General features: G+C 64.0%; 22 protein-coding genes. 21 read left to right on the top strand and 1 reads right to left on the bottom strand.

The annotated features are described in order from the left end of the window. Positions 1 to 21 precede the first annotated feature (21 nt). The 9 genes from ABIB90_RS20285 (at position 22) to ABIB90_RS20245 (ending at position 8,487) form a co-directional block, all read left to right on the top strand. Complete coding sequence (locus ABIB90_RS20285; RefSeq protein ID WP_007600972.1) at positions 22 to 783, top strand: tripartite tricarboxylate transporter TctB family protein; 762 nt, start codon at positions 22 to 24, stop codon at positions 781 to 783. A gap of 7 nt (positions 784 to 790) precedes the next feature. Further along, on the top strand, positions 791 to 2,356 hold the full coding sequence (locus ABIB90_RS20280; RefSeq protein ID WP_007600973.1) for a tripartite tricarboxylate transporter permease: 1,566 nt from the start codon (positions 791 to 793) through the stop codon (positions 2,354 to 2,356). A gap of 222 nt (positions 2,357 to 2,578) precedes the next feature. Then, positions 2,579 to 3,373, top strand: coding sequence for a thymidylate synthase (locus tag ABIB90_RS20275; RefSeq protein ID WP_007600974.1), 795 nt, complete (start codon positions 2,579 to 2,581; stop codon positions 3,371 to 3,373). A 5-nt stretch (positions 3,374 to 3,378) separates the two neighbouring features. Further along, positions 3,379 to 3,864 (top strand): GNAT family N-acetyltransferase, encoded by a 486-nt coding sequence (locus tag ABIB90_RS20270; RefSeq protein ID WP_007600975.1) that lies wholly within the window; start codon positions 3,379 to 3,381, stop codon positions 3,862 to 3,864. Further along, complete coding sequence (locus ABIB90_RS20265; protein WP_354170607.1) at positions 3,864 to 4,373, top strand: dihydrofolate reductase; 510 nt, start codon at positions 3,864 to 3,866, stop codon at positions 4,371 to 4,373. The genes ABIB90_RS20270 and ABIB90_RS20265 overlap by 1 nt, the downstream gene beginning before the upstream one ends. A gap of 153 nt (positions 4,374 to 4,526) precedes the next feature. Next, a complete protein-coding gene (gene hflK / locus ABIB90_RS20260) occupies positions 4,527 to 5,663 on the top strand; it encodes an FtsH protease activity modulator HflK (protein WP_354201281.1) in 1,137 nt (378 codons plus the stop codon). After that, on the top strand, positions 5,660 to 6,556 hold the full coding sequence (gene hflC / locus ABIB90_RS20255; RefSeq protein WP_007600978.1) for a protease modulator HflC: 897 nt from the start codon (positions 5,660 to 5,662) through the stop codon (positions 6,554 to 6,556). Before hflK ends, hflC begins: the two co-directional genes overlap by 4 nt. An 83-nt stretch (positions 6,557 to 6,639) precedes the next feature. Further along, positions 6,640 to 6,846, top strand: coding sequence for a DUF2065 domain-containing protein (locus ABIB90_RS20250; RefSeq protein WP_007600979.1), 207 nt, complete (start codon positions 6,640 to 6,642; stop codon positions 6,844 to 6,846). 144 nt (positions 6,847 to 6,990) lie between these two features. Then, positions 6,991 to 8,487: a Do family serine endopeptidase gene (locus ABIB90_RS20245; RefSeq protein WP_007600980.1), complete on the top strand. Its 1,497-nt coding sequence runs from the start codon at positions 6,991 to 6,993 to the stop codon at positions 8,485 to 8,487. Between the two features lie 138 nt (positions 8,488 to 8,625). Here the strand turns inward: ABIB90_RS20245 and serB are convergent, their stop codons facing one another. Continuing rightward, complete coding sequence (serB, locus tag ABIB90_RS20240) at positions 8,626 to 9,531, bottom strand: phosphoserine phosphatase SerB (RefSeq protein WP_007600981.1); 906 nt, start codon at positions 9,529 to 9,531, stop codon at positions 8,626 to 8,628. A gap of 11 nt (positions 9,532 to 9,542) precedes the next feature. On the opposite strand from serB, the gene miaA reads away from it, so the two are divergent. The 12 genes from miaA (at position 9,543) to ABIB90_RS20180 (ending at position 25,805) form a co-directional block, all read left to right on the top strand. Continuing rightward, positions 9,543 to 10,499: a tRNA (adenosine(37)-N6)-dimethylallyltransferase MiaA gene (miaA, locus tag ABIB90_RS20235; protein ID WP_354201280.1), complete on the top strand. Its 957-nt coding sequence runs from the start codon at positions 9,543 to 9,545 to the stop codon at positions 10,497 to 10,499. A 330-nt stretch (positions 10,500 to 10,829) separates the two neighbouring features. Then, positions 10,830 to 12,605 carry an acetolactate synthase 3 large subunit gene (locus tag ABIB90_RS20230; RefSeq protein WP_027570800.1) on the top strand — a complete coding sequence of 592 codons (1,776 nt, stop codon included), beginning with the start codon at positions 10,830 to 10,832 and terminating at the stop codon, positions 12,603 to 12,605. Between the two features lie 153 nt (positions 12,606 to 12,758). Further along, the gene (locus ABIB90_RS20225) at positions 12,759 to 13,742 is read left to right on the top strand and encodes a threonine dehydratase (RefSeq protein ID WP_354201279.1); all 984 of its coding nucleotides are present in this window, start codon (positions 12,759 to 12,761) and stop codon (positions 13,740 to 13,742) included. A 23-nt stretch (positions 13,743 to 13,765) separates the two neighbouring features. Beyond that, positions 13,766 to 14,308: an acetolactate synthase small subunit gene (gene ilvN / locus ABIB90_RS20220; RefSeq protein ID WP_354170616.1), complete on the top strand. Its 543-nt coding sequence runs from the start codon at positions 13,766 to 13,768 to the stop codon at positions 14,306 to 14,308. Positions 14,309 to 14,311: 3 nt separating this feature from the next. Further along, positions 14,312 to 15,001, top strand: coding sequence for a class I SAM-dependent methyltransferase (locus ABIB90_RS20215; RefSeq protein WP_007600988.1), 690 nt, complete (start codon positions 14,312 to 14,314; stop codon positions 14,999 to 15,001). A 189-nt stretch (positions 15,002 to 15,190) separates the two neighbouring features. Next, a complete protein-coding gene (locus tag ABIB90_RS20210) occupies positions 15,191 to 16,081 on the top strand; it encodes an EamA family transporter (RefSeq protein WP_354201278.1) in 891 nt (296 codons plus the stop codon). 7 nt (positions 16,082 to 16,088) lie between these two features. Next, the gene (locus ABIB90_RS20205; RefSeq protein ID WP_354170623.1) at positions 16,089 to 16,691 is read left to right on the top strand and encodes a LysE family translocator; all 603 of its coding nucleotides are present in this window, start codon (positions 16,089 to 16,091) and stop codon (positions 16,689 to 16,691) included. Positions 16,692 to 16,838: 147 nt separating this feature from the next. Further along, on the top strand, positions 16,839 to 17,858 hold the full coding sequence (ilvC, locus tag ABIB90_RS20200; RefSeq protein ID WP_007600992.1) for a ketol-acid reductoisomerase: 1,020 nt from the start codon (positions 16,839 to 16,841) through the stop codon (positions 17,856 to 17,858). Between the two features lie 351 nt (positions 17,859 to 18,209). After that, the gene (locus ABIB90_RS20195) at positions 18,210 to 21,593 is read left to right on the top strand and encodes a bifunctional diguanylate cyclase/phosphodiesterase (RefSeq protein WP_354170625.1); all 3,384 of its coding nucleotides are present in this window, start codon (positions 18,210 to 18,212) and stop codon (positions 21,591 to 21,593) included. Between the two features lie 51 nt (positions 21,594 to 21,644). Next, complete coding sequence (locus tag ABIB90_RS20190) at positions 21,645 to 22,745, top strand: DUF2336 domain-containing protein (protein WP_354170627.1); 1,101 nt, start codon at positions 21,645 to 21,647, stop codon at positions 22,743 to 22,745. 58 nt (positions 22,746 to 22,803) lie between these two features. Continuing rightward, positions 22,804 to 23,655 carry an SDR family oxidoreductase gene (locus ABIB90_RS20185; RefSeq protein ID WP_007600995.1) on the top strand — a complete coding sequence of 284 codons (852 nt, stop codon included), beginning with the start codon at positions 22,804 to 22,806 and terminating at the stop codon, positions 23,653 to 23,655. A 437-nt stretch (positions 23,656 to 24,092) separates the two neighbouring features. Further along, a complete protein-coding gene (locus tag ABIB90_RS20180) occupies positions 24,093 to 25,805 on the top strand; it encodes a sulfatase-like hydrolase/transferase (RefSeq protein WP_219683477.1) in 1,713 nt (570 codons plus the stop codon). Positions 25,806 to 25,829 lie beyond the last annotated feature (24 nt).

Genomic DNA, 25,829 nt, shown 5'->3' with positions numbered 1-25,829 from the left:
CGGGTCGCGGAGGAGACATGCATGGCCGATACGATGGGCCACTCGGCGACAGCCAACCGAAACACCTCGGTGGTGATCAGCTTTTGTCTGCTGGCCATAGCACCGCAGATTTTCGAATTCATCTGGTCGTTCGGGACGATCTTTGGCTGGGGCGCCGGACGCGGCCCGGCCGCCGTGGTGACCAGCCACGCTACGGCGCTGCTCGCGGGTGCGCCCGGCGCGTTGCTCGGGGCGGTCGGCGGTGACACCAAGAAGGCGTCCTCCGATGTGCTGCTGGCGCTGATCTATTCCTATCCGATCTTTGCGGTGGCGATTCTCACGTTCTTCATGACGATCAGGTCGGCGCAGGACTATGTCGGCGGGATCGTGTTGATGGCGCTCGCCTTGTTCGCACTGTGGGCCTCCAGCGATTTGCAGGGGATGCGCGGCTTCTCCTTCGGCGCCGGCACGGCGCCGCGGATGTTTGGCGGGCTGCTCGTCGCACTTGGCGCCGGCATCGCGTTGACGGGACTGCTGACCGACGGGCCGGGCATGGCGCACTATGCCTGGCGTGGGCCGCTCTTCGTGATGATCTCGATCGTCTTCTTCGCGCTGGCGATTCGTCCGCTTGGGGTGGTGGTTACGGCATTCGCAAGCTTCCTGATCGCGGCGATGGGCACGCATGAAACGCGCTGGCTCGAAGCGATCATCGTCGGTGCCTGCCTGACGCTCGGCTGCGCGCTGCTCTTCCCCTACGTGCTCGGGCTGCCGATGCCGATGTTCCCGCGCTTCCTGGTTCAGTGAGGGTGTGATGTTCGATCTCTTCCACAATCTGGGCCTCGGTTTCGGTGTGGTGTTTCAGATTTCGTGGTGGTCACCCTGGTGGCTCTACGGTCTGTCGCTCCCGATCTCGATCAATATTCTCATGTGCCTGATTGGCGCATTGGTCGGCACGCTGGTTGGTGTGCTGCCCGGTATCGGCACCGTCGCAACCGTGGCGATGCTCCTGCCGATCACGTTCGGATTGCCGCCGGTCGGCGCGCTGATCATGCTCGCCGGCATCTATTACGGCGCCCAGTACGGCGGCTCGACCACCTCGATCCTGGTCAATATTCCCGGTGAGGCGACGTCGGTCGTCACCGCCATCGACGGCCATCAGATGGCAAAGCAAGGCCGTGCCGGCCCGGCGCTGGCGATCGCGGCGATCGGCTCGTTCTTCGCCGGCTGCGTCGCGACCGTGCTCATTGCCGTTCTCGGTGCGCCGCTGACCAAGCTCGCGCTGGCGTTCGGCCCGGCCGAATATTTCTCGCTGATGGTGCTGGGCCTGATCTTCGCGGTGGTGCTGGCCAAGGGCTCGGTGCTGAAGGCGATCGCGATGATCGTGTTCGGCCTAATGCTGTCGATGGTCGGCTCTGACATCGAGACCGGCGCCTCGCGCATGGCGTTCAACATTCCGGAGCTTGCCGATGGTCTCGGCTTTGCGACGGTGGCGATGGGCGTGTTTGGCTTCGCCGAGATCATCCGCAACCTCGACGCCGGCGCCGAGATGAACCGCGACCTCGTGCAGCAGAAGATCACCGGCCTGATGCCGACCAGGAAGGACCTGATCGACTCGGCACCTGCGATCTTGCGCGGCACCGTGCTCGGCTCGATCCTCGGCATCCTGCCGGGCGGCGGCGCCGTCATCGCGTCCTTTGCGTCCTACACGCTCGAGAAGAAGATCGCCAAGAACCCGTCGCGGTTCGGCCGCGGTGCGATCGAGGGCGTGGCGGCGCCGGAAAGCGCCAACAATGCCGCGGCGCAGACCTCCTTCATCCCGCTGCTGACACTCGGCATCCCGCCCAACGCCGTGATGGCGCTGATGGTGGGCGCGATGACCATCCACGGCATCGTACCGGGTCCGCAAGTGATGCAGAAGCAGCCGGAGCTGGTCTGGGGCATGATCGCCTCGATGTGGATCGGCAATCTGATGCTGATCATCATCAACCTGCCGCTGGTTGGAATCTGGGTGCGGCTGTTGCGCGTTCCCTACCGGCTGATGTTCCCCTCGATCGTGATCTTCTGCGCGATCGGCATCTACTCGGTGAATAACGCGCCGGTCGACGTCATCCTCGCAGGCGTGTTCGGTCTGGTCGGCTACTGGCTGATCAAGCACGATTTCGAGCCGGCGCCGCTGCTGCTCGGCATGGTGCTCGGACCGCTGATGGAAGAGAACCTGCGCCGCGCGCTGCTGATCTCGCGCGGCGACTGGAGCGTGTTCCTGACGCGTCCGCTGTCGGCCGTGCTGCTCGCGATCGCCGCTTTCCTCCTGGTGCTCACGGTGCTGCCCGCGTTGCGTGCCAAGCGCGACGAGGTATTCACGGAATCCGAAAACTAAGGGCGCCGCGCCTGCGTCGGCGCGTCGTGCCTCGAACCCAGCCGGCAAGTTGGCCAGCAGGATCAATCTGATAGACGAGGGGCGGAATGCTGAGTTCCGCCCCTTGTCGTTTGCACCGGGAACGCTCACTTTTCCGGGTATAATGCGTATCGATGGCGAATCGCCGCTGTCGCAGCGCGGGGGCGGCCGCTAAATTCGCCGCCTCCCCAAAGGCTCACGCACATGCACCAGTATCAGGACCTGCTCGAGCGGATTCTTTCAGACGGCGCCGAAAAGACCGACCGGACCGGCACCGGCACGCTGTCGGTGTTCGGCCATCAGATGCGCTTCAACCTGTCTGCCGGTTTTCCGATGCTGACCACCAAGCGCCTGCCGCTGAAGGCGATCGTGCATGAGCTATTGTGGTTCCTGAAGGGCGATACCAACATCAAATATCTGCGCGACAACGGTGTCACCATCTGGGACGAGTGGGCCGACGCCAATGGCGATCTCGGCCCCGTCTACGGCCATCAGTGGCGCTCCTGGCCCGCGCCGGACGGACGCAGCATCGATCAGATCGCGAACGTGATCGACATGATCAAGCGCAATCCGGACTCGCGCCGCCTGATCGTCTCGGCCTGGAATCCGGCCGAGGTCGACAAGATGGCGCTGCCGCCGTGCCACTGCCTGTTCCAGTTCTACGTCGCCAACGGCAAGCTGTCGTGCCAGCTCTATCAGCGCTCGGCCGACGTGTTCCTCGGCGTGCCCTTCAACATCGCCTCCTATGCGCTGCTCACCCTGATGGTGGCGCAGGTCACGGGCCTGAAGGCCGGCGACTTCGTGCACTCATTCGGTGACACTCATCTCTATTCCAACCATCTGGAGCAGGCGAAGCTCCAGCTCACGCGCGCGCCGCGCGCGCTGCCGGTGATGCGGATCAATCCCGAGGTGAAGGATATCTTCTCCTTCTGTTACGAGGACTTTGAGCTCGTCGGCTACGACCCGCATCCGCACATCAAGGCCGCGGTCGCGGTCTGACGCCGATGTCGCTCAATATCCGCCGCGCGCGCCCGGGCGAGGCCGGGCTTATTCTCGCTTTTATCCGCGAGCTCGCCGCGTACGAAAAGCTTTCGCACGAGGTCGAGGCGACCGAGGCTGACATCGCCGACGCACTGTTCGGCGAGCGACAGCAAGTCCATTGCGCCTTCGCCGAGTGGAACGGCGAGCCGGTCGGCTTCGCGGTGTGGTTTGCGAATTTCTCGACGTTCAGCGGCCGGCACGGCATCTATCTCGAAGATTTGTATGTGCGGCCGTCACACCGGGGCAGGGGCCTCGGCAAGGCTCTGCTCGTGCACCTTGCCAGGGAATGCGTCGAGAACGGCTGGTCGCGGCTGCAATGGGCGGTGCTCGACTGGAACGCGCCGTCGATCGCGTTCTACAAGTCGCTCGGTGCCATCATGCTGGAGGACTGGACGCTGTGCCGCGTCACCGGTCCGGCGCTGACACGGCTTGCCGGGAGCGCGACCTGATGGAGATCGTCTTCGTCGTCGCCATCGCGGAGAACGGCGTCATCGGCGCCGGCAACGCGATGCCGTGGCGAATGAAATCCGACATGGCGCGCTTCAAGGCGCTCACGATCGGCAAGCCCGTGATCATGGGCCGCAGGACCTTCGAATCCCTGCCCCGGCCGCTTCCGGGCCGCACCAATATCGTCGTCACGCGCGATGCGGAGTATCGCGCCACCGGCGCCATCGTCACGACATCGACTGCCGAGGCAGACGCCATCGCGCGCGGCGATGCCCTGCGGCGTTCGGTCACCGAGATCGCCGTGATTGGCGGTGCCGAAATCTATCGGCAATGGCTCGATCGCGCCGATCGCCTCGAAATCACCGAAGTGCATGCCCGCCCCGAAGGCGACACGCATTTCGACATCGACAGGGCAGAGTGGGACGAGGTCGAGCGCATCCGTCATCCTGCCGGACCCCACGACAGCGCCGACTACTCCTATGTGACATATCGTCGGCGGGCGGGCCATTAACCGCATTTGCCAATGTTAACATTGACTTTTCTGCCCCCAAGCTTAGCTCGGAGGGCGGCGAGGGCTGCGTTGTAAGGGACCCGCCTGTCCCCTATAAAGCCGGACCGGACAAAGCGGGCGGGGGCAATTTCACCCTGCCGAGGAGAGCGTCGAATGCCGTGGAAGAATCAGGGCGGTGGCCCATGGGGCTCGGGTCCGAAGGGACCATGGGGCAACGGCCCGCAACCGGTCGGGCCAAGGCCGCCGGATCTGGAAGACCTTCTGCGGCGCGGCCAGGATCGCCTCCAGCAGATCATGCCGGGCGGCTATTTCTCCGGCGTCGGCATCACGCTGATCGTGCTGCTCATCGTCGCGTTTTGGCTGCTGTCGGGCTTCTTCCGGGTGCAGTCCGAAGAGCTCGGCGTCGTGCTGCGCTTCGGCAAGCATGTCCGCACCGTGGAGCCCGGCCTGAACTATCACCTGCCGTATCCGATCGAGACCGTGCTGCTGCCAAAGGCATTGCGCGTTTCTACCATTTCCATCGGCATGACGCTGATCGACGATCCGGCGCGGCGCGGCCGTTCCATTCGTGACGTGCCGGAAGAGAGCCTGATGCTGACCGGCGACGAGAACATCGTCGACGTCGACTTCACCGTGCTCTGGCGCATCAAGCCCAATGGCGTCGGCGATTTCCTCTTCAACATCCAGAATCCCGAAGGCACCGTGAAGGCGGTCGCCGAGAGCGCGATGCGCGAGGTGATCGGCCGCTCGCAGATCCAGCCAATCCTGACCGGCGCGCGCAACGTCACCGAACAGGGCGTGCAGGAACTGATCCAGAAGACCCTGGACAGCTACGGCGCCGGCATTCAGATCAGCCAGGTGCAGATGCAGAAGGTCGACCCGCCGGCGCAGGTGATTGACGCCTTCCGCGACGTCCAGGCGGCGCGCGCCAACCTCGAGCAGCTGCAGAACGAGGCGCAGACCTACGCCAACCAGGTCGTGCCGCAGGCACGCGGACGTGCGGCGCAGATCATGCAGGCCGCCGAAGGCTACAGGGAGCAGACGGTCGCCGAGGCCAAGGGCCAGAGCTCGCGCTTCCTGAAGGTTTACGAGGAATACAAGAAGGCGCCCGACGTGACGCGTGAACGGATTTATCTGGAGACGATGGAGCGCGTGCTCGGCGGCTCGGAAAAGCTCATCTATGACGGCGGCCAGTCGGGCCAGGGCGTCGTGCCTTATCTGCCGCTCAGCGAATTGACGGCCAAGCGGCCGCCTGCAACCGGCCAGCAGACGACCGGAGGCAACCGATGAGATCTCCGGTCACAGGCATCGTCACGCTGCTCGGCCTCCTGCTCGTCGTGATCGTGGGCTACATGTCCCTGTTCACGGTGGCGCAGACCGAGCAGACCATCGTGCTGCAATTCGGCAAGCCCGTCGACGTCGTCACCGATCCCGGCCTGCACTTCAAGGCACCGTGGAATTCGGTGATCAACATCGACAAGCGCATCCTCGATCTGGAGAACCCGTCGCAGGAAGCGATCGCGTCCGACCAGAAGCGGCTCGTGGTCGACGCCTTCGCGCGTTACCGCATCAAGGACGCGCTCCGCTTCTATCAGAGCATCGGCTCGATCCAGGCAGCCAACATCCAGCTCACCACGCTCTTGAACGCGGCGCTGCGCCGCGTGCTCGGCGAGGTCACCTTCATCAACGTGGTCCGGGACGACCGCGAGAAGCTGATGCAGCGCATCCGCGATCAGCTCGATCATGAGGCCGACGGCTACGGCATCCAGGTCGTCGACGTCCGGATCCGCCGTGCGGATCTGCCCGAGCAGAACAGCCAGGCGGTCTATCAGCGCATGAAGACGGAACGCGAGCGCGAAGCCGCCGAGTTCCGCGCGCAGGGCGGCCAGAAGGCCCAAGAGATCCGCTCCAAGGCCGACCGCGAGGCGACCGTAATCGAGGCGGATGCGAGGTCGCTGGCCGAGCAGACGCGCGGCGTCGGCGATGCCGAGCGCAACCGTCTGTTCGCCGAAGCCTACGGCAAGGATGCGGATTTCTTCTCCTTCTACCGCTCGATGACGGCCTATGAGAACGGGCTGCGCGCGAACGACACCCGCTTCCTGCTGCGCCCGGACTCGGATTTCTTCCGGTTCTTTGGTAACCCGTCCGGCAAGACGGCGACCACGACGCCAGCGAAGCCGTAAGTGAGACAAGGGCGGCAAGTCGGGCGGCAGGTCTGGCCGCCCCTCGTCCAGACAAGAACAGCACAACGGGAGGTTCCAATCCGATGAGGTCCATTGCGTTCACCGACTTCCTCATCGGTTTGGGCATCCTGTTCGTGCTGGAAGGCTTGATGTTCGCGGCAAGCCCGGCCTGGATGCGCAAGGCCATGAAAAGCGCGATGGCCACACCGGACAATGTCCTGCGAGCGGTCGGCATTGGTTCGGCCGTGGCCGGCTTGGTCCTGATCTGGGTTATGCGGCGGCCAATTTAGCCGTCGCACCAACGCCAAAGTGAAGGCGAGGGACCGGTTTTCGCCTTATTGTCCGGGTCTTGAGGCCCGTTAAGGTCCGCGCTTGCGCCGTCCCCCCGTTCGAGCGCAGTCTTGACGCCGAATCCTTGCTTCCTGGAGATCACAATGACCGCTGCCACCATTGCCCCGACCCGTTTGCGCTTAGGGCTGGCCGCGCTCGCCGTTGGCGCTTTCAGCGCATTCGGCACACCGGCCTCTGCGCGCGGACCGGACGGCATCGCCGACGTCGCCGAGAAGGTGATCGACGCGGTCGTCAACATCTCGACCTCGCAAACCGTCGAAGCCAAGGGCGGCGGCGGCAATGCCATGCCGCAACTGCCGCCCGGCTCGCCCTTCGAGGAGTTCTTCGACGACTTCTTCAAGAATCGCAAGGGTCCCGGCGGCGGCAGCAAGGGCGGAGAGAATAGCCCGGCGCCGCGCAAGACCAACTCGCTCGGAAGCGGCTTCATTATCGACACGTCAGGGGTCGTTGTCACCAACAACCACGTCATCGCGGACGCCGACGAGATCAACGTCATCCTCAACGACGGGACCAAGATCAAGGCCGACCTGGTCGGCGTCGACAAGAAGACCGACCTCGCCGTGCTGAAGTTCAAGCCGCCGAAGCCGCTGGTGTCGGTGAAGTTCGGCGATTCCGACAAGCTGCGCCTCGGCGACTGGGTCGTCGCGATCGGCAATCCTTTCAGCCTCGGCGGCACCGTGACGGCCGGTATTGTTTCGGCGAAGAACCGTGACATCTCGTCAGGTCCGTACGACAGCTACATTCAGACCGACGCCTCCATCAACCGCGGCAATTCCGGCGGTCCGCTGTTCAACCTCGATGGCGACGTCATCGGCGTCAACACATTGATCATCTCGCCCTCCGGCGGCTCGATCGGCATCGGCTTCGCCGTACCGTCGAAGACGGTCGCGGGTGTCGTCGACCAGCTCCGCCAGTTCGGCGAGTTGCGCCGCGGTTGGCTGGGCGTGCGCATCCAGAGTGTCACCGACGAGATCGCCGAGAGCCTCAACATCAAGCCGCCGCGCGGCGCGCTGGTTGCCGGCGTCGACGACAAGGGCCCGGCCAAGCCGGCCGGCATCGAGCCCGGCGACGTCGTCGTCAAGTTTGACGGCAAGGACGTCAAGGACCCGAAGGATCTGTCTCGCGTGGTCGCCGACACGGCGGTCGGCAAGGAGGTCGACGTCGTCATCATCCGCAAGAGTCAGGAGGAGACCAAGAAGGTCACGCTCGGCAGGTTGCAGGATCCCGACAAGGTGCAGGCCGCAGTGAAGACCGACGAGCCTCCGCCTGAAAAGACCGTGACGCAGAAGGCGCTCGGCCTCGATCTCGCGGCGCTGAGCAAGGACCTGCGTGCGCGCTACAAGATCAAGGACAGCGTCAAGGGTGTGGTCGTCACCAATGTCGACGCCAATTCGGACGCCGCCGAGAAGCGCCTCTCCGCCGGCGACGTCATCGTCGAGGTGGCGCAGGAGGGCGTCTCCAGCGGCGCCGACATCCAGAAGCGGGTCGACCAGCTCAAGAAGGACGGCAAGAAGTCGGTGCTGCTGCTGGTGTCGAACGCCGACGGCGAGCTTCGGTTTGTCGCGTTGAGCGTGCAGTAGGCGCACGAGCTGCCACACATTCACTGTCATGCTCCGCGAAAGCGGGGCATCCAGTACGCCGCGGCCTTTCCGTATCCTCGCCCTGTCTCTGGAATACTGGATCACCCGCTTTCGCGGGTGATGACAGCGGAGAGGAGGCTACGCCTCCACGAACTCCTCGCGCCGATACCCCTGCGCATACAGCAGCGCGGTGAGATCGCCATGATCGATCCGGGCTGCCGCAGCCGCGGCCACCGCAGGCTTGGCATGATACGCCACGCCCAGCCCAGCCGCCTGGATCATCGCGAGATCATTGGCGCCGTCGCCGACCGCCAGCGAGTCGACGTCGTCGAGATCGAACGACTCCATCAGATCCACCAGCGTCGCGAGCTTTGCCGCGCGCCCCAAAATCGGCTCCTTCACCTCGCCGGTGAACTTGCCGTCGCGGACGACGAGCTCGTTGGCGCGGTTCTCCTGGAAACCGATCCTGGTGGCGACCGCACTGGTGAACAGTGTGAAGCCGCCGGAGACGAGACAGGCATAGGCGCCATGGGCGCGCATGGTCGCGACCAATTCGCGGCCACCCGGCGTCAGCGTAATGCGCTTGGCCAGCACCTCGTCGACGGCACTGGCGGGGAGGTCTTTGAGCAGCGCGACGCGCTCGCGCAGCGCCGGCTCGAACTCGACCTCGCCGCGCATCGCACGCTCGGTGATGGCTGCCACATGGGCCTTCACCCCGACGCAATCGGCGAGCTCGTCGATGCATTCCTGGCCGATCATGGTGGAATCCATGTCGGCGAGAAAAAGCTTCTTGCGCCGGAAGCCGACTGGTTGCACCACGATATCAATCGGTAGGTCGCCGCGAAGCTCGCGGAGCCGCTGTTCGATGGCGTGACGGTCGCCTTCGAGGTTACTGTCGGCGCCGAAGGGGATGTCGACTGCCACCCCGTCGAACAGCCAGTGCGCGGGAGCTGCCTGAGGCAGCACGGCGCGGGCTCCGTCGACGATGGTCGAGTCGAGCGCGGGGTTATTCGGGTTGCAGATCAGCGTGGCAACGAGGGACATTTGAGGTTTTCGTGAGCGAGGGGCAAGTCGGCAGAGGGCATGTTGGCAAGGCCGTGCTTATCGCAGGCCCGACCGCCAGCGGCAAGTCGGCGCTCGCGATCGAGCTTGCGCTCGCTGCGAACGGGGTCGTGATCAATGCCGATTCCATGCAGGTCTACCGCGACCTCCGCATCATCACCGCGCGCCCCACCCTTGGCGACGAGGCGCAGGTGCCTCATCGCCTGTACGGCCATGTCGATGCGGCCGTGAATTTTTCGGCCGGAGCCTGGGTGAGTGACGCGGCGAGGGCGCTTGAAGAGGCGCAAGCCGAAGGCCGCCTGCCGATCTTCATCGGCGGCACCGGGCTGTATTTCAAGGCGCTGACGGCGGGCCTTTCCGTGGTGCCGCCAATCCCCGCCGAGGTGCGCGAGGACGTCCGGGCGCGGCTGGAGCGGAACGGCGTTGAGGCGATGCACGCGGAACTCGCAGCCGCCGATCCCAGGGCGGCCGAGCGATTGAACCTGCGTGACCGCACGCGCATTGCGCGCGCGCTCGAAGTGGTCGAAGCCACCGGCCGTTCGCTGCTGGACTGGCACCATGAGGGGCAGCCGCCGCTCTTGCCCAAGGACAGTTTTCGCGCGGTGTTCCTCGCGCCCGAGCGCGACGACCTCTATGCGCGCATCGACGCCCGCTTTGATGTCATGTTGGAGGCCGGCGCGCTGGAGGAGGTCGAGCGTCTCGCCGCCCGAGACCTCGATCCGCTGCTGCCGGCGATGAAGGCTCACGGCGTGCCGGCCCTGGTCCGGCATCTGCGTGGTGAGCTCAGCCTGGAGCAGGCGGCCACCATCGGCCGCGCCGACACCCGCCACTACGCCAAGCGGCAGTTCACCTGGTTTCGGCACCAATTGCCCGAATTCGAGTGGGTGAGGCCGGAGGGGGTGCGGGGCTGGCTGGCGGCGGCGGTGAACGCGGCCCGGGACCCCGGTTGACACGCTTTTGTGCCTCGGTCGCCGAATTTACCTCTCGCCCAACCCCGGGAACGCCGCTACACTGCCAAAATCGCGCAGGAACGGCCGCATCGCCTTGACATCCGGGCTTTGGCCGCTATGTTTCGCGCAACCTTTGGGAAGCCGAGCCGCCGCCATGCGTAATATTATTACCAAACTCCTTATCGCCGTCGTACCCAGGCACACCGCCGGGGGTGGCTAGCTGCCATCCACATGACAGGCGGTGTGCATGGGCCCTCTTCGGGGCCTTTTTTATTTCCGAAAACCCGACACGAACGAAGCCGCTGACAACAGCGCATCCGGAGCAAGCCAATGAGCGACAAGAGCCACGATCCGAACCAGATGACCGGCGCCGCAATGATCGTCCGCGCGCTCATCGATCATGGCGTGACCGACATTTTCGGCTATCCCGGCGGCGCGGTGCTTCCGATCTACGACGAGATCTTCCAGCAGAGCGAAGTCCAGCACATCCTGGTCCGCCACGAGCAGGGGGCGGGCCACGCCGCCGAGGGCTATGCGCGTTCGACCGGCAGGCCGGGCGTTGCACTAGTGACCTCCGGCCCCGGCGCCACCAACATGGTGACGCCGCTCACCGACGCGCTGATGGACTCGATCCCGCTGGTCTGCATCTCCGGCCAGGTGCCGACGCATCTGATCGGCAACGACGCGTTCCAGGAATGCGACACGGTCGGCATCACGCGCCCCTGCACCAAACACAACTGGCTGGTGCGCGACGTCAACGATCTCGCAAAGGTGCTGCACGAGGCGTTTTACGTTGCGACCACGGGTCGGCCGGGCCCGGTGCTCGTCGACGTGCCCAAGGACGTGCAGTTCGCGACCGGCACCTATCATCCGCCGCGCAAGTCCGACGTGCATCGCTCCTACGCGCCGCGCGTGAAGGGCGATGCGACGCAGATCCGCAAGGCCGTGGCGCTGCTCGCAGGCGCCAAGCGCCCCGTGATCTACAGCGGCGGCGGCGTGATCAATTCCGGTCCCGAGGCCACCAGGCTGCTGCGCGAGCTGGTCGAGGTCACCGGCTTTCCGATCACCTCCACGCTGATGGGCCTCGGCGCATATCCCGCGTCGGGCAAGAGCTGGCTCGGCATGCTCGGCATGCACGGTACCTACGAAGCCAACATGACCATGCATGATTGCGACGTCATGCTGTGCGTCGGCGCGCGCTTCGACGATCGCATCACCGGCCGCGTCGACGCGTTCTCGCCGGGCTCGAAGAAGATCCACATCGACATCGACCCGTCCTCGATCAACAAGAACATCCGCGTCGACGTGCCGATCATCGGCGACTGCGGCAACATCCTCGGCGACATTCTCCAGGTGTTCAAGGCGGAGGCGAAGAAGCCCGACATCAAGGCGTGGTGGCAGCAGATCGCGCAGTGGCGTGCCCGCAACTCGCTGTATTACAGGAAGAGCAACGACGTCATCCTGCCGCAGCACGCGATCCAGAGCCTGTTCGAGGCGACGCGCGGCAAGGACACCTACATCACCACCGAGGTCGGCCAGCATCAGATGTGGGCCGCGCAGTTCTACGGCTTCGAGGAGCCGCATCGCTGGATGACATCGGGCGGCCTCGGCACCATGGGTTACGGCCTGCCGGCCGCGGTCGGCGTGCAGGTTGCCCATCCCGACAGCCTCGTCATCGACATCGCGGGCGATGCCTCGGTGCAGATGACGATGCAGGAGATGTCGACGGCGGTGCAGTACGAGCTGCCGATCAAGATCTTCATCCTGAACAACCAGTACATGGGCATGGTGCGGCAGTGGCAGCAGCTGCTCCATGGCAACCGCCTGTCGCATTCCTACTCGGAGGCGATGCCGGACTTCGTCAAGCTCGCGGAAGCCTATGGCGGCGTCGGCATCCAGGTGCACAAGCCGGGCGATCTCGACGGCGCCATCCAGGAAATGATCTCGGTCAAGCGCCCGGTGCTGTTCGACTGCCGCGTCGCGTCGCTGGAAAATTGTTTCCCGATGATCCCCTCCGGCAAGGCGCACAACGAGATGCTGTTGCCGGAGCAGGCGAACGACGAAGCCACCGCAAAGGCGTTCGCCGGCGGCAAGGCGCTGGTGTGAGCGTGATCGTCACAAATTCCGCTGTCATCGCCCGGCTTGACCGGGCGATCCAGTACGCCGCGGCCTCTCGATCGCTCTCGGGGCCTCTGGAATACTGGATCCCCGCCTTCGCGGGGATGACAGTCGCGAGAGATGGATTGATGAGAAGGTGAAATGTTCGACCTGAACGAGCTCGCACGCGCACATGCGATCGTGGGGCAGGCGGTGCCGCCGACGCCGGCGCACGCCTGGCCGCTGCTCGCCGAGCGGCTCGGCACGCAGGTCGTGGTCAAGCACGAGAATCACACGCCGACGGGCGCCTTCAAGGTGCGCGGCGGGTTGGTTTATCTCGATCGGCTGAAGCGCGAACGTCCGAACATTCCGGGCATCATCTCGGCGACGCGCGGCAATCATGGTCAGAGCCTCGCTTTTGCGGCGAGCCGCCATGGCGTGCCTGCCGTGATCTATGTGCCGCGCGGCAATTCGGTCGAGAAGAACCGCGCTATGAAGGCGTTTGGCGCAGAGCTCGTTGAACATGGCGAGGACTTTCAGGCCGCACGCGAGGAGGCCGGGCGCCACGCGCAGTTCGCCGGACTGCACATGGTGCCGTCGTTCCATACGGACCTGGTGCTGGGCGTGGCGACCTATGCGCTCGAAATGCTCCGGGCCGCGCCCGATCTCGATGTCCTCTATGTGCCGATCGGGCAGGGCTCGGGGATCTGCGGCTGCATCATGGCGCGCGATCTGCTCGGCCTGAAGACCGAGATCGTCGGCGTGCAGTCGACCGAGGCGCCGTCCTACGCGCTGTCGTTCGCGGCGGGCCACGTCGTGACGACCGAGACCAGCAACACGCTCGCGGACGGTATGGCGACGCGGATTCCCGATCCGGAAGCGCTCGCGGTCATCCTCAAGGGCGCCTCGCGTATCGTCCAGGTGACGGACGATGAGATCGCGCTCGCGATCCATGCGCTCTGGACCGATACGCATAATCTCGCCGAAGGCGCCGGCGCCGCCGCGCTCGCCGCGGCGCTTCAGGAAAAGGCAAGTCTGTCGGGAAAGCGCGTCGGTCTCGTGCTGTCCGGCGGCAATATCGATTTCGATCTGTTCCGCGGTTGGGTCGGGACGGATGCGCCGGTCGCTCGTCGGGCGACGGCGTAACGACGAGAATGAAGGGGACGACAATGAACCAGCCCGCATCCGCCTATTTCATTGAGGAGCGCCACGACCCGAACGAGACGCACACGCTTTCGGTGCTCGTGCAGAACGAGCCCGGCGTGCTCGCGCGCGTCATCGGCCTGTTCTCGGGGCGCGGCTACAACATCGAGAGCCTCACCGTCTCGGAGACCGAGAGCCAGAAGCATCTCTCGCGCATCACCATCGTCACCACGGGCACGCCGATGGTGATCGAGCAGATCAAGCATCAGCTTGACCGCATGATCCCGGTCTATCGCGTCGTCGATATGACGCTGACCAAGCGCTCGATCGAACGCGAGCTGGCGATGGTGAAGGTGCGCGGAGAGGGCGAGCATCGCGTCGAGGCGCTGCGGCTGGCGGACGCGTTCCGCGCCCGCGTGATCGACGCCACTACCGAGAGCTTTGTGTTCGAGATCACAGGCAATACCGAGAAAATCAATCAGTTTATCGACCTGATGCGTCCGCTTGGCCTCGTCGAAGTGTCGCGCACCGGTGTTGCCGCGATTGGTCGCGGGCCTGAAGGAATGTGAGCCATGCTGGCGCGCGACTGGTATTACAACGAGCGGAACCGGATGGGGATCGGGCCCGCTGTGGCGTCGATCTACGACAGCCACGACGATGCCGATCTACGGGCGCGCGCCGCGCTGAAAATGCTCGGCGTCCAGCGCGGCTGGCGCATCGCCGATATCGGTTGCGGCAACGGCGTGCTCGCGACCGAGGCTGCGCTCATGGGCGCCGAGGTCGACGCCATCGACATCTCGCCCGCGATGCTGGCGCTCGCCGAGATCTACGCGCGCGACCGCAAGGCGCCCGTGCGCACGCAGTCCGCCGGCCTGCTCAGCTTCGCCTACCGGCCGGAATCCTATGACCTGATCGTCAGCGAGTTCACGCTGCACCATCTGCCGGATTTCTGGAAGGCGGTGGCGATGTCGCGGATCTATCGCGCGCTCAAGCCCGGCGCCACGTTCTATTTGCGCGACATCGTCTACGCATCGATGCCCGATGTGCTCGAGCGCGACGTCGAGCAATGGGCCGACTTCGAGATCAAGAACCACGATGTCCCGCGTGAAAGCGTCGTCACCCACATGCGCGACGAGTATTCCACTTTTGGTTGGGTCATGGAGCGGATGCTGACCGACGTCGGCTTTACGCTGGTCTCGGCCGATTACCACGCCCCGATGCACGGCACTTATCTGCTGCGAAAACCCAATTCTTCCACGTAAAGGCCGGCAAGCAAGGCTAAAGCTGTGAGAGCAAACTGCAACTACGATGTAGCTGCGCTCCCTCCCCCGCTTGCGGGGGAGGGCTGGGGAGAGGGTGTCTCCGCAATCGAGAATCCCCATGAGGAGAGAACCCTCACCCGCGCCTTCGGCGCGACCTCTCCCGCAAGCGGGAGAGGTTAGGAGTTTGGAATGAAGCCGGCCGACATCCTCATCGCCATCCTGGTGGCGATCATCTGGGGGCTTGCCTTTGTGGCGAGCCGGATCGCGCTCGACGAATTTTCGCCGGAGCTGATGACGGCGATGCGCTTCACCATTGCCGCGGTCCCGTGCCTGTTCATTCGCAAGCCGAAAGTCGCCTGGTCGCTCCTGATCGCGATCAGCTTTACGCTCTTTCTCGGCCAGTTTCTGAGCCAGGCCTATGGCATCGCCCATGGCGTGCCAGTCGGATTGACTTCCGTCGTCGTGCAGAGCCAGGCGCTGTTCACGGTCGGCTTTGCCGCGATCGCATTCGGCGAGCGGCCGACGCCGGTTCAGACGCTGGGCATCGTCATCGCAGCCGTCGGGCTTTTGATGATCTGCGGCACGGTCGGCTATGATTTCAGCGTCGGTGCCTTCGCCGTGCTGATGATCGCTCCGGTCAGCTTTGCGCTCGGTAATATCCTGCTGAGGGGCGCTCGCGGCGTGCCGATGTTCGATCTGTTCGCCTGGTTGTGCCTCGCCACCGCGGTGCCGCTGTTCGCGCTCACGCTGGTCGTCAATGGACCGTCGCCGACCTGGCAGTCACTGATCCACATGTCGCTCACCGGCCTCATTTGCATGCTGTTGATCGGCGGCATCTCCACCAGCATCGCCTATTGGCTATGGGGCCGGCTGCTGCGTGACTATCCCCCTGCGCAGGTGGTGCCGTTCGCGCTGCTGGTGCCGTTCGTCGGCTCGGCTGCGTCCAGCATCGTGTTCGGCGAACGGTTCGGTCCGCTGCGCCTCGCCGGCATGCTCACCGTGATCAGCGGTATCGCGGTGATGGTGCTGGCGAAGCGCCCCGAGGCGGTCTCCAAAGAACCACAGCCGAAGGCCGCGTGAGGTGAGCATGTCCCAGTCGCTGCTGTATGCCTTCCTCGCCTTCATGGCCGTGATGTATTTCACGCCTGGGCCGAACAACATCATGTTGCTGTCCTCGGGGCTGACTTATGGCTTCCGTCGCACGATTCCCCACATCGCCGGCGTCGTCATCGGCTTCGCCTTCATGATTGCAGCGGTCGGCTTCGGGCTCGGCACAGTGTTCCTGGCTTATCCGATCCTGCAGACCATTCTAAAATATGCCGGTGCCGCCTACCTGGTCTACCTCTCCGCCGTGATCGCTTTATCGGGTCCGGCGAAGCCGGGCGAGGGAGACGGCCGGGGTCCGATGACCTTCCTGGGCGCCGCCATGTTCCAATGGATCAACGCAAAAGGCTGGGTGATCGTGATCGGCACCATCACCGCCTATGCGGCTATCGCCCAATTCCCGCTCAACATCGCGATCCAGACCTTGATCAGCCTGCTCGTGGGCACGGTCTCGACGGTAGCCTGGGTCTTCTTCGGCACCGCATTGCGGCCGGTCCTGACCTCCGTGCGGCTGGTCCGCGCCTTCAACATCCTGATGGCCATCCTGCTACTGGCGTCCCTCTATCCCGTGGTCATGGATGCATGATGCCCCGACTTTCCATGCAGAAACGGGTTTCCCAGGGGGCCGAAAATGCTCTAGACAGCCCCCGAAATCCGCAAATTTCACCGTCCGAGACCTGACTGACAAGACCCGACCAACGGCCGATTTCGGCCCCTGAACGAGGAAACGACCATGCGTGTTTATTACGATCGCGACGCCGACCTGAACCTGATCAAGGGCAAGAAGGTCGTCATCGTCGGCTATGGCAGCCAGGGCCACGCCCATGCGCTGAACCTGAAGGATTCCGGCGTCAAGGACGTGGCGATCGCGCTCCGCAAGGGTTCGGCCTCGGCCAAGAAGGCGGAAGCTGCCGGCTTCAAGGTGATGGAAGTCGCCGAGGCCGCCAAATGGGCCGACCTCGTCATGATGCTGACCCCGGACGAGCTTCAGGGCGACATTTACCGCGAGCACCTGCATGACAACATGAAGAAGGGCGCCGCCCTCGTCTTCGCGCACGGTCTCAACGTCCACTTCAACCTGCTCGACCCGCGCGCCGATCTCGACGTTCTCATGATCGCGCCGAAGGGCCCCGGCCACACCGTGCGCTCGGAGTATCAGCGCGGCGGCGGCGTGCCCTGCCTGATCGCGATCGCCAAGGACGTCTCGGGTAACGCCCACGACCTCGGCCTGTCCTACGCCTCTGCCGTCGGCGGCGGCCGTGCCGGAATCATCGAGACCACCTTCAAGGAAGAGTGCGAGACCGACCTGTTCGGCGAACAGGTTGTGCTCTGCGGCGGCCTGGTCGAGCTGATCAAGGGCGGTTACGAGACGCTGGTCGAAGCCGGCTACGCCCCGGAGATGGCCTATTTCGAGTGCCTGCACGAAGTGAAGCTGATCGTCGACCTGATCTATGAAGGCGGCATCGCCAACATGAACTACTCGATCTCCAACACCGCGGAGTACGGCGAGTACGTCACCGGTCCGCGCATTGTCACCGACGAGACCAAGAAGGAGATGAAGCGGGTTCTGAACGACATCCAGTCCGGCAAGTTCGCCCGCGACTGGATGCTCGAGAACAAGGTCAACCAGACCTCGTTCAAGGCGACCCGCGCCAAGCTCGCCGAACACCCGATCGAGGAAGTCGGCGCCAAGCTGCGCGACATGATGCCCTGGATCAAGAAGGGCGCTCTGGTCGACAAGAGCAAGAACTAACGGCAACGACGTGGTTACCGGGGGCGCGACGGAGCGCCCCCGGGCCTCCGTCCATCTTCGCCGGTTTCCCGCGCTTGCGCGGACGCCGGCCTTGGAATGACGTGGCGAGACGCCGTCCCGCCTCCGCGCGATCTCGCTAATGATCTTAGCTCACCGCGCACGCGAGGCGCCCTGCTGAAACCGGTTTTACACGGTAGTATGGTGCGTTTTTCTAAGCTTTTTCGAACATTGCGACACAGTTACTGCCGTAGTTCCGTACGATTACGGAGTGAATTAGCGATAGCCAACTCAACCAAATCTTAGTGCGACCGGGCGATGGTGGAAGCTGATCGCTCGAACCACAGAAATGTAATGCTGAGAGCTTGGCGAAGGCTGGCCGGGTCGCCGGGATCGTCCGTCACGATCCTGGGGCTGCTGTTTTCTTTCGTTGTCGTCACCCTGTTTCTGGTTGATCTGGCTGCTCGCTATCGAGAAGCGGTCGCCTCTGCGAAAACCGATGCTCTCAATCTTTCGGCCATCCTGGCCGAGCATGCCGCAGTGATGTTCGAAGACATCGATCGTGTCCTGCTCGAGGCGCAGGCAATCCGCAACGATTCCTTGTCCGGAAAATACGCCGACGCCGGCGCGGCCAACACCGCGCTCCGTCAACTGGTCAAGAGCTCGTCGATCTTGGTCGCGGTTGGTTGGACCGACGCATCCGGAGCCGTCGTTGCGCACTCCTACGACCGTGCGCCGCCGCGCGGCAACATCTCCGAAATGCCGCACTTCATCGCGCAACGCGATGGCGCTGGCACCGAGTTGTTCGTTGCGCCGCCCTATCGGTCGGCAGGCGGTGATAAATGGTTCAGTGCGGCGTCGCGCCGGTTGAACAATTCGGATGGGAGCTTTGCGGGCGTCGTGACCGCGCCATTGGATCAATCCTATCTGTTGAAGATCTATCGCAAGATCAATCTGGGCCCGGGCGGCTCCGTCGTGTTGATCCATCGCAACGGACGGATCCTGGCGCGCGTGCCGGAACAGAAAGATGTGCTGGGCATGTCTGTTGCTGGCGGCCCGATGTTTACCCAGTATCTGCCAGTCTCGGAAGCGGGCTCATACGAACTGACGAGTCCCGTCGACGGCATCAACCGCATTGCGGCCTACAAGGCCGTATCCGGGCTGCCGCTGGTTCTGGTCGTGACCTATTCGCGTGATTACGTGCTGCAGCCGTGGTATCGGCATCTCTACACCTTCGGCCCGCCGGCTGCCGCGATCGTCACCATCATCCTGATCGGAACCTTGCTGCTGCGACGGCAAACAAACGCACTCGCGGCCGCGAGTTCCCGTTTCGACGCGGCGTTGAGCAACATGCCGCATGGGCTCAGCATGTTCGACGCCGATGAGAAGCTGCTGATCGCCAACAGCCGCTATCGTGAGATGTATGATCTCACTGAGGCGCAGGTCGAACCTGGAACGCCGCTCGGCAGCATCGTCGGCCACTACAAGAGCGCCGGGGGTGATCTCGACGTCAAGGAATTCCTCGACGGCGCAAGACACCGGACTCCGAAGATCGTCATGCTCGCCGATGGCCGGATCATCTCGATCGTGCGTACGCCGATGCAGGATGGTGGCTGGGTCGCGACCCATGAGGACATCACCGAGAAGCGGCGCGACGAGACCTTGCTGGCGGAAAATGCTGCCGAGCTAAAACGCATCAACACGCGTTTCGACGTCGCCATCAGCAACATGTCCCAAGGGCTCTGCCTGTTCGATGCAGACAAAAACCTCGTGGTATCGAATAGTCGCTATCAGCAGATGTACGGTCTGCCCGACGAACTCGTCAGGCCCGGTACGCCCCTGCAACTCATATTGCAGCACTACGTGGATCGCGGCGAATCCAGTCCGCTCAGCGTCGACCAGCATGTCCGGCTGATGCCGACCCAGCGCCAGCAGGACTACGAGCTGAGAGACCACCGGCAGATACTGATCCAGCGCAAGCCGTTGCCGGATGGCGGCTGGGTCGCGACGCACGAAGACGTCACCGAGCAAAAGAGCGCCGAGAGAATGTTGGCGCAGAAGGCCGCTGAACTCGAGGCGATCAACATGCGCTTTGATGCCGCCCTCAACAACATGGCTCAGGGGCTTTGCATGTTCGATGCGGAGCAGAGGATCGTGGTGTCGAACGCGCGCTATTGCGACATTTACCATATTGACCCCGATCGGATAAGGCGCGGAACCACACTGGCGCAAATTCTCGAATATCGCCGCGAGCAAGGCACGCATTTCGTCGATGTCGCGCCGGAGGTCTATCTCGATCAGAACGTCAAGCAGCTCAGTGAGACGCGGGAGCTTGCGGACGGACGGGTGATCGCGATTGCTCGCCACATGATGCAGTACGGCGGTTGGCTCACGACCCACGAGGACATCACCGATCGGGCGAGAAACGAGAAGCGGATCGCATATCTGGCCCAGCACGATCTGCTCACCGGCTTGGCGAACCGCGCCGTGTTTGCGGAAAAGCTCGATGAAGCGGCAAGGCGGTCGCAGCGTCGTGGCACGACGTTTACCGTGCTGATGCTCGATCTCGACAGGTTCAAGCTCGTCAACGATACGCTCGGTCACGCCGCAGGCGATCAGCTGCTGATCGAGGTCGCGCAGCGACTGAGCTCATCACTGCGAGATACCGATGTGCTGGCCCGCCTCGGTGGCGACGAATTTGCGATCATCCAGGAGAACGAAAGCGATCAGAGAGAAGGTGCCATCGCGCTGGCGCTGAAGATCATTCGTCTGGTCGAGCAACCGTTCGATCTTGGCAGCAACCGTGTCAGCGTCGGTACCAGCATTGGCATCGCGTTCGCGCCCGAGCACGGCATCGACGCGGAGATATTACTACAGAAGGCGGACGTCGCGCTCTACGCGACGAAATCCTCAGGCCGGAATGATTTCCGAATCTTCCAGCCGGAAATGACCGTGGCTGCCGACACACAGAAGTCGATGGAGGGCGAGTTGCGGGAGGCGATGGCCCGCGACGAGTTCGAGCTGCACTACCAGCCGGTGATCGAGGCCGGAACGCGCGCGCTGACCGGGCTGGAATGCTTCGTGCGATGGCACCATCCATCGAGGGGCGTGCTGGCGCCTTCGCAGTTCCTCGATGTCGCCGAGCAGGCTGGATTGATGCTGCCGCTCGGTGAATGGATCTTGCAACAGGCCTGCCTGGACGCGGCCGCTTGGCCGGCGCACATCAGAGTCGCCGTCAACATGGGTGCCGCCCAGTTCCACAGGAGTAATGTGCTCGACGTCGTGCTGTGCGCGCTGGTTGAATCGGGATTATCGCCCGAACGCCTCGAACTCGAAATTCCCGACGCTGCGCTCTTGGGCGGGAATCCTGCGGCTCACTTGCTTGCGGTCCGACAACTGAAGAACCTCGGTGTCGGCGTCGTCCTCGACAATTCCGGGCTAGGCTATTCCGCGGCCAGCTACCTCCAGAGTTTCCCATTCGACAAGTTCAAGATCGACCGGGCGATCGTGCAGGGCTGCACGACGCGAAGGGATTGCGCCGCGGTCGTCGCCTCCGCTGTGGCATTGGGGCGCGGACTTGATGTCACGACGGTGGCCAAGGGCGTCGAGACCCCAGCGCAGTTGGACGCCCTCCTTGCGGCAGGAGTGGACTACGTACAGGGCTATCTGATCGGACGGCCCGTGCCGAATTCCGAAATCTGTTTCGATTCACCGTTACAGGCGCGAAACGTCGCGTGATCCCATGACCTCCGTCGAAATACATGCAACTCAACCGCCAGGACACGAGAGATGACTCTGGAGAACGGTCTGATCGACCGGCTCGAGATCGCACTGGCGAGCCGGGAGCTGTCGAAGCGCGCCGAACTCCTGCGCCAGGTCGCCGATCTCTTCGTGGTCGGCTCAGGCAAGTTCACCGACGAGCAGATCGACCTGTTCGACGAGGTGATGAGCGCGCTCCTCAAGAATATCGAATGCGCCGCGCGAGCGGCGTTCGGGAGCCGGCTTTCAGGATTGCCCGATGCGCCGCGTCGGACGATCCGCTTGCTGGCCTTTGACGACGCGCCCGAGGTGGCGGCGCCGGTCCTGGAGCACTCACCACAGCTCGACGAGGCGAGCTTGGCGGAGAATGCGCGGACCAAGAGCCAGGATCATCTGCTGGCTATCGCCGGCCGCAGCCTGTTGACGGAACCCGTCACCGATGCCCTCCTCGAGCGCGGCAACAACGATGTCGCCATGCGGACCGCCGGCAACGACGGCGCCAGCTTCTCGACTAACGGAATGTCCAAGCTCCTCAGCCGGGCGCGGGACAACGGCGCGCTCGCGATGTGCATCTGGGCTCGGCCCGATATTCCTCGTGAGACCATGTTGAAGTTGTTCGTCCATGCATCTGAGATGGTGAGATCCAAGCTGGAGGCAGCCGATCCCCGCCAGGCAGCTCTGACCCGGCGTGCAATTGCGGAGGGCTCCGATGAGCTGCAAGCGATGGCGCGGGCAGGCTCCAGCGAGCACGCCCGGGCGTTGGCCGAGGTGACGTCCCTGTATTCGAGTGGGCAACTGGACGAGGCACGCGTACTCGGCTTCATCGGCGAGCGAAGCTTGGACAAGACGGCCGTCGCGCTATCGCTCATGAGCGACCTGCCGATCGGAGCGATTGAGCGTGCGGTGGTCCGTTCGCAGCCCGAGCAGATTCTCATCCTCGCGAAGGCGATCGGTCTGTCCTGGGACACGACGAAGGCAATCCTGACGCTTTACCCCGGTGAGGCTCACGAGAGCCGAGAGCGATTGGAGCAGTGCTTCGCGAGCTTCCTTCGGTTGAGTCCAAATACGGCGAAGGCTGCACTCCAGTTCTACAGGCTCCGTGAGCGTGCCGGCCCGGGTCCTGTCCACTAACGGCATTGCGCCCCAGCACCTTTCCCCTGCATGATGCGGGAGCTCTTGGGGGAAGACCATGCGATCCGTCGTCATCACCGGCGCGTCCACCGGCATCGGCTGGGCCATTGCGAAATTTCTGGTCGGGCGCGGCTATCGTGTTTTCGGTAGTGTCCGCAAGCAGGCCGATGCGGATCGGCTCATGGGTGAATTCGGTGCTAACTTCACGCCGCTGCTGTTCGACGTCACCGACGAGGCGGCGGTCCTCGCCGCTGCGCGAAAAGTCCGCGAGGCTCTGGGCGGTGAGACGCTGGCCGGTCTCGTCAACAACGCCGGCGTCGCGGTGGCGGGGCCAGTGCTCGAATTGTCGGTCGACGACTTCCGCCGGCAGATGGAGATCAACGTCATTGGCCCGGTCATCGCGACGCAGGCCTTTGGGCCGCTGCTCGGCGCCGATCCGTCGCTGAAGGGGCCGAAAGGACGGATCGTGATGATCAGCTCGGTCGCGGGCAAGAACGGCAATCCGTTGTCGGCGCCTTACAGTACCTCCAAGCACGCCATCGAAGGCCTGTCGGAGAGCTTGCGCCGCGAGTTGATGCTGTTCGGCATCGACGTCATCATCGTCGCCCCCGGCGCGGTGAAGACGCCGATCTGGAGTAAGGCCGAGCAGATCGATCTCTCAGTCTACCAGAACTCGCCTTATCTGCCGGCGCTGAACAAGGTCAGGGCGTTCATGATGAAGCTCGGCGAGACCGGGCTGCCGGCCGAGCGGATCGCCGAGGTCGTTTTCGAGGCGCTCACCGCCGAGAGGCCCAAGGTTCGCTACCAGATCACGCCGGACCGGATGCGACATTTGATGACGGCCACGCTGCCCAAACGTGTGGTCGACCGCATCATCGCCAAGCGGCTCGGGCTGCTGCCGCAGGGCTGACCGACGTTCAGCCCGCCTGTGCCGCACGTCGGGCCGCGGTTTCGCCGGGGGGCACCATTCCGGCACTTCCCCAACCGCGACGCGTCCATGTCAGCGGCGGCCGAGGAGGCGCAGCCGCGCTTTCGGGCCGAGATCGAGGTGGCGCTGGAACAGGCACCCGCCGCCGACCCGGAGGAGGCGAGATCGAGCGGATGGCGGAGAGGGTCATCGACCTCTTCATCGCGGGCATCGCCAAAGCTTAAGCGTGGCTGGCCCATGCGGCCCATTCGCCCATCGCTAACATTAAGCGAAGGTCGGACCGCGACACGCGTTGCTTGTCCGTGACCGTTCAATTACAGTTTTATGACACGGTGCAGGCCTTCCGGCTGCGCCGAACGCCGCAGGCCCGGTCAGCCGGCTCGGCATCACCGTGCCGGACCAGCAGTTGCGTGTCGTCAATGGCGTCCGCGCCCAATCCAGGTCCTTCTGCCACGACCGCCGTATTGGCGAGCGTCGCCGCGCTCGGCATCTGGCGGCTGCTCGCGGTTGCGGCGCCGCATCTCGCCGCGCTCGTCCTGATGTACGAGACCGAGACGGATTTCGGTGCACGGCTCTCCTTCGTGCTGGCCTGGGGCATCCTCAACTTCTTCTGGATCATGCTGCTGCGGCGTCCGGCGCTCTCGGGTGCGCTGTCGCTGACCATGGTCGTGGTGCTGGTGCTGCTGTCACGGCTGAAGCACGACGTCGTGCAGATGACGGTCAACTTCATCGACCTGATGATGATCGACCGCGACACGGTCGCGTTCCTGTTCACGATCTTCCCGAATTTGCGCTGGTCGGTGATCGGGGCCGGCCTCGTCACGCTGCCGCTGATGTATGCGCTGTGGTGGCTCGACCCATTCCGCATCCGCAGGCTGCCGGCGCTCGCCTGCAAGCTCGCCTGCCTCGCCGCGCTGGTCGGCTATTCGCTCTATCATCCGGACGAGGCCTGGCGCGGCTATTACGACGACGGCTATCTCTCGAAGTTCTTCCGCTCCGGCGTCAGCGCGGTCTCCGACTTCGCGCAATACGGCTTTATGGAGTCGGCCGCTTCGACCAACGAACGGCTCAACATGCCGCTGGTCGATGCCTGCCATCCCGCCGGCCGGCGGCCGAACATCATCATGGTCCATGATGAATCGAGCTTCGACATCCGCGCCGCGCAGGGCATCAAGGTGCCGGCTGGCTACGGCAGCCATTTCAAATCCTGGGACGGCAAGGAGCGCACCTTTCTGGCCGAGAGCAATGGCGGGCCGAGCTGGTTCACCGAATACAATGTGCTCGCGGGGTTGTCGTCGCGTTCGTTCGGCCGCTTCGCCTATTTCGTGACGCGCATCGCGACAGGCCGTGTCGAGCGCGGCCTGCCGCTGGCGCTGCGCCGCTGCGGCTACGATACGATGTCGCTCTACCCCGCCTATGGCGGCTTCATGGCCGCGCGCAGTTTTCAGATGACGACCGGCGTCGAACGCTTCCTCGACTCCAAGGATCTCGGCGCCAAGGATGTCGAGCCGGATAGCTTCTTCTACGACAAGGCGCTCCGGCTGATGGGCGAGCGGACGCCGAACAAGCCGCTGTTTACCTTCATTTACCTCGGCGCCAATCATTTCCCCTGGGAGACGCGCTTCCGCCCGGATCTGCTGCCGAACTGGCGCGCACCGGGCAATGTGCCGTCCATCGACGAATATCTGCGCCGGCAGGCGATGAGCGCCGAGCAGTACAAGGCCTTCCTCGCGGGCTTGAAGAAGAATTTTCCCGGCGAGCCTTTCCTGATCGTGCGCTATGGCGATCATCAGCCCGAGTTTGCGCCTGCTATCCTCGAGCCCGGGCTCGACGAGGGTGCAATCGGCAAAAAGCTCGACGCCTACGACCCCCGCCTCTACGCGACCTACTACGCGATCGACGCCGTCAATTTCGACCCGGTGAAGAGCGAGGCCGTGATGGACACGGTCGATGGTCCGTATCTGCCGCTGGTCATCCAGGAAGCCGCCGGCATCCCGCTCGATCCGTCCTTCGCCGAGCAGAAGGAGATCATGCTCCGCTGCAAGGGCATCTTCTACGGCTGCAAAGACGGTGCCGAAGCGAGCCGGCTGAACCGGCTGCTGATCGATGCGGGGATGATCCGCGGGTTGTAGCGTCCTCCAACGTCGTCGAATGAA

It is taken from the genome of Bradyrhizobium sp. JR4.1, assembly GCF_040548605.1.
Taxonomy (GTDB): Bacteria; Pseudomonadota; Alphaproteobacteria; order Rhizobiales; family Xanthobacteraceae; genus Bradyrhizobium; species Bradyrhizobium canariense.
Note: the sequence above shows the minus strand (reverse complement) of the source record. Positions and strands in the feature narration are given on the sequence as shown.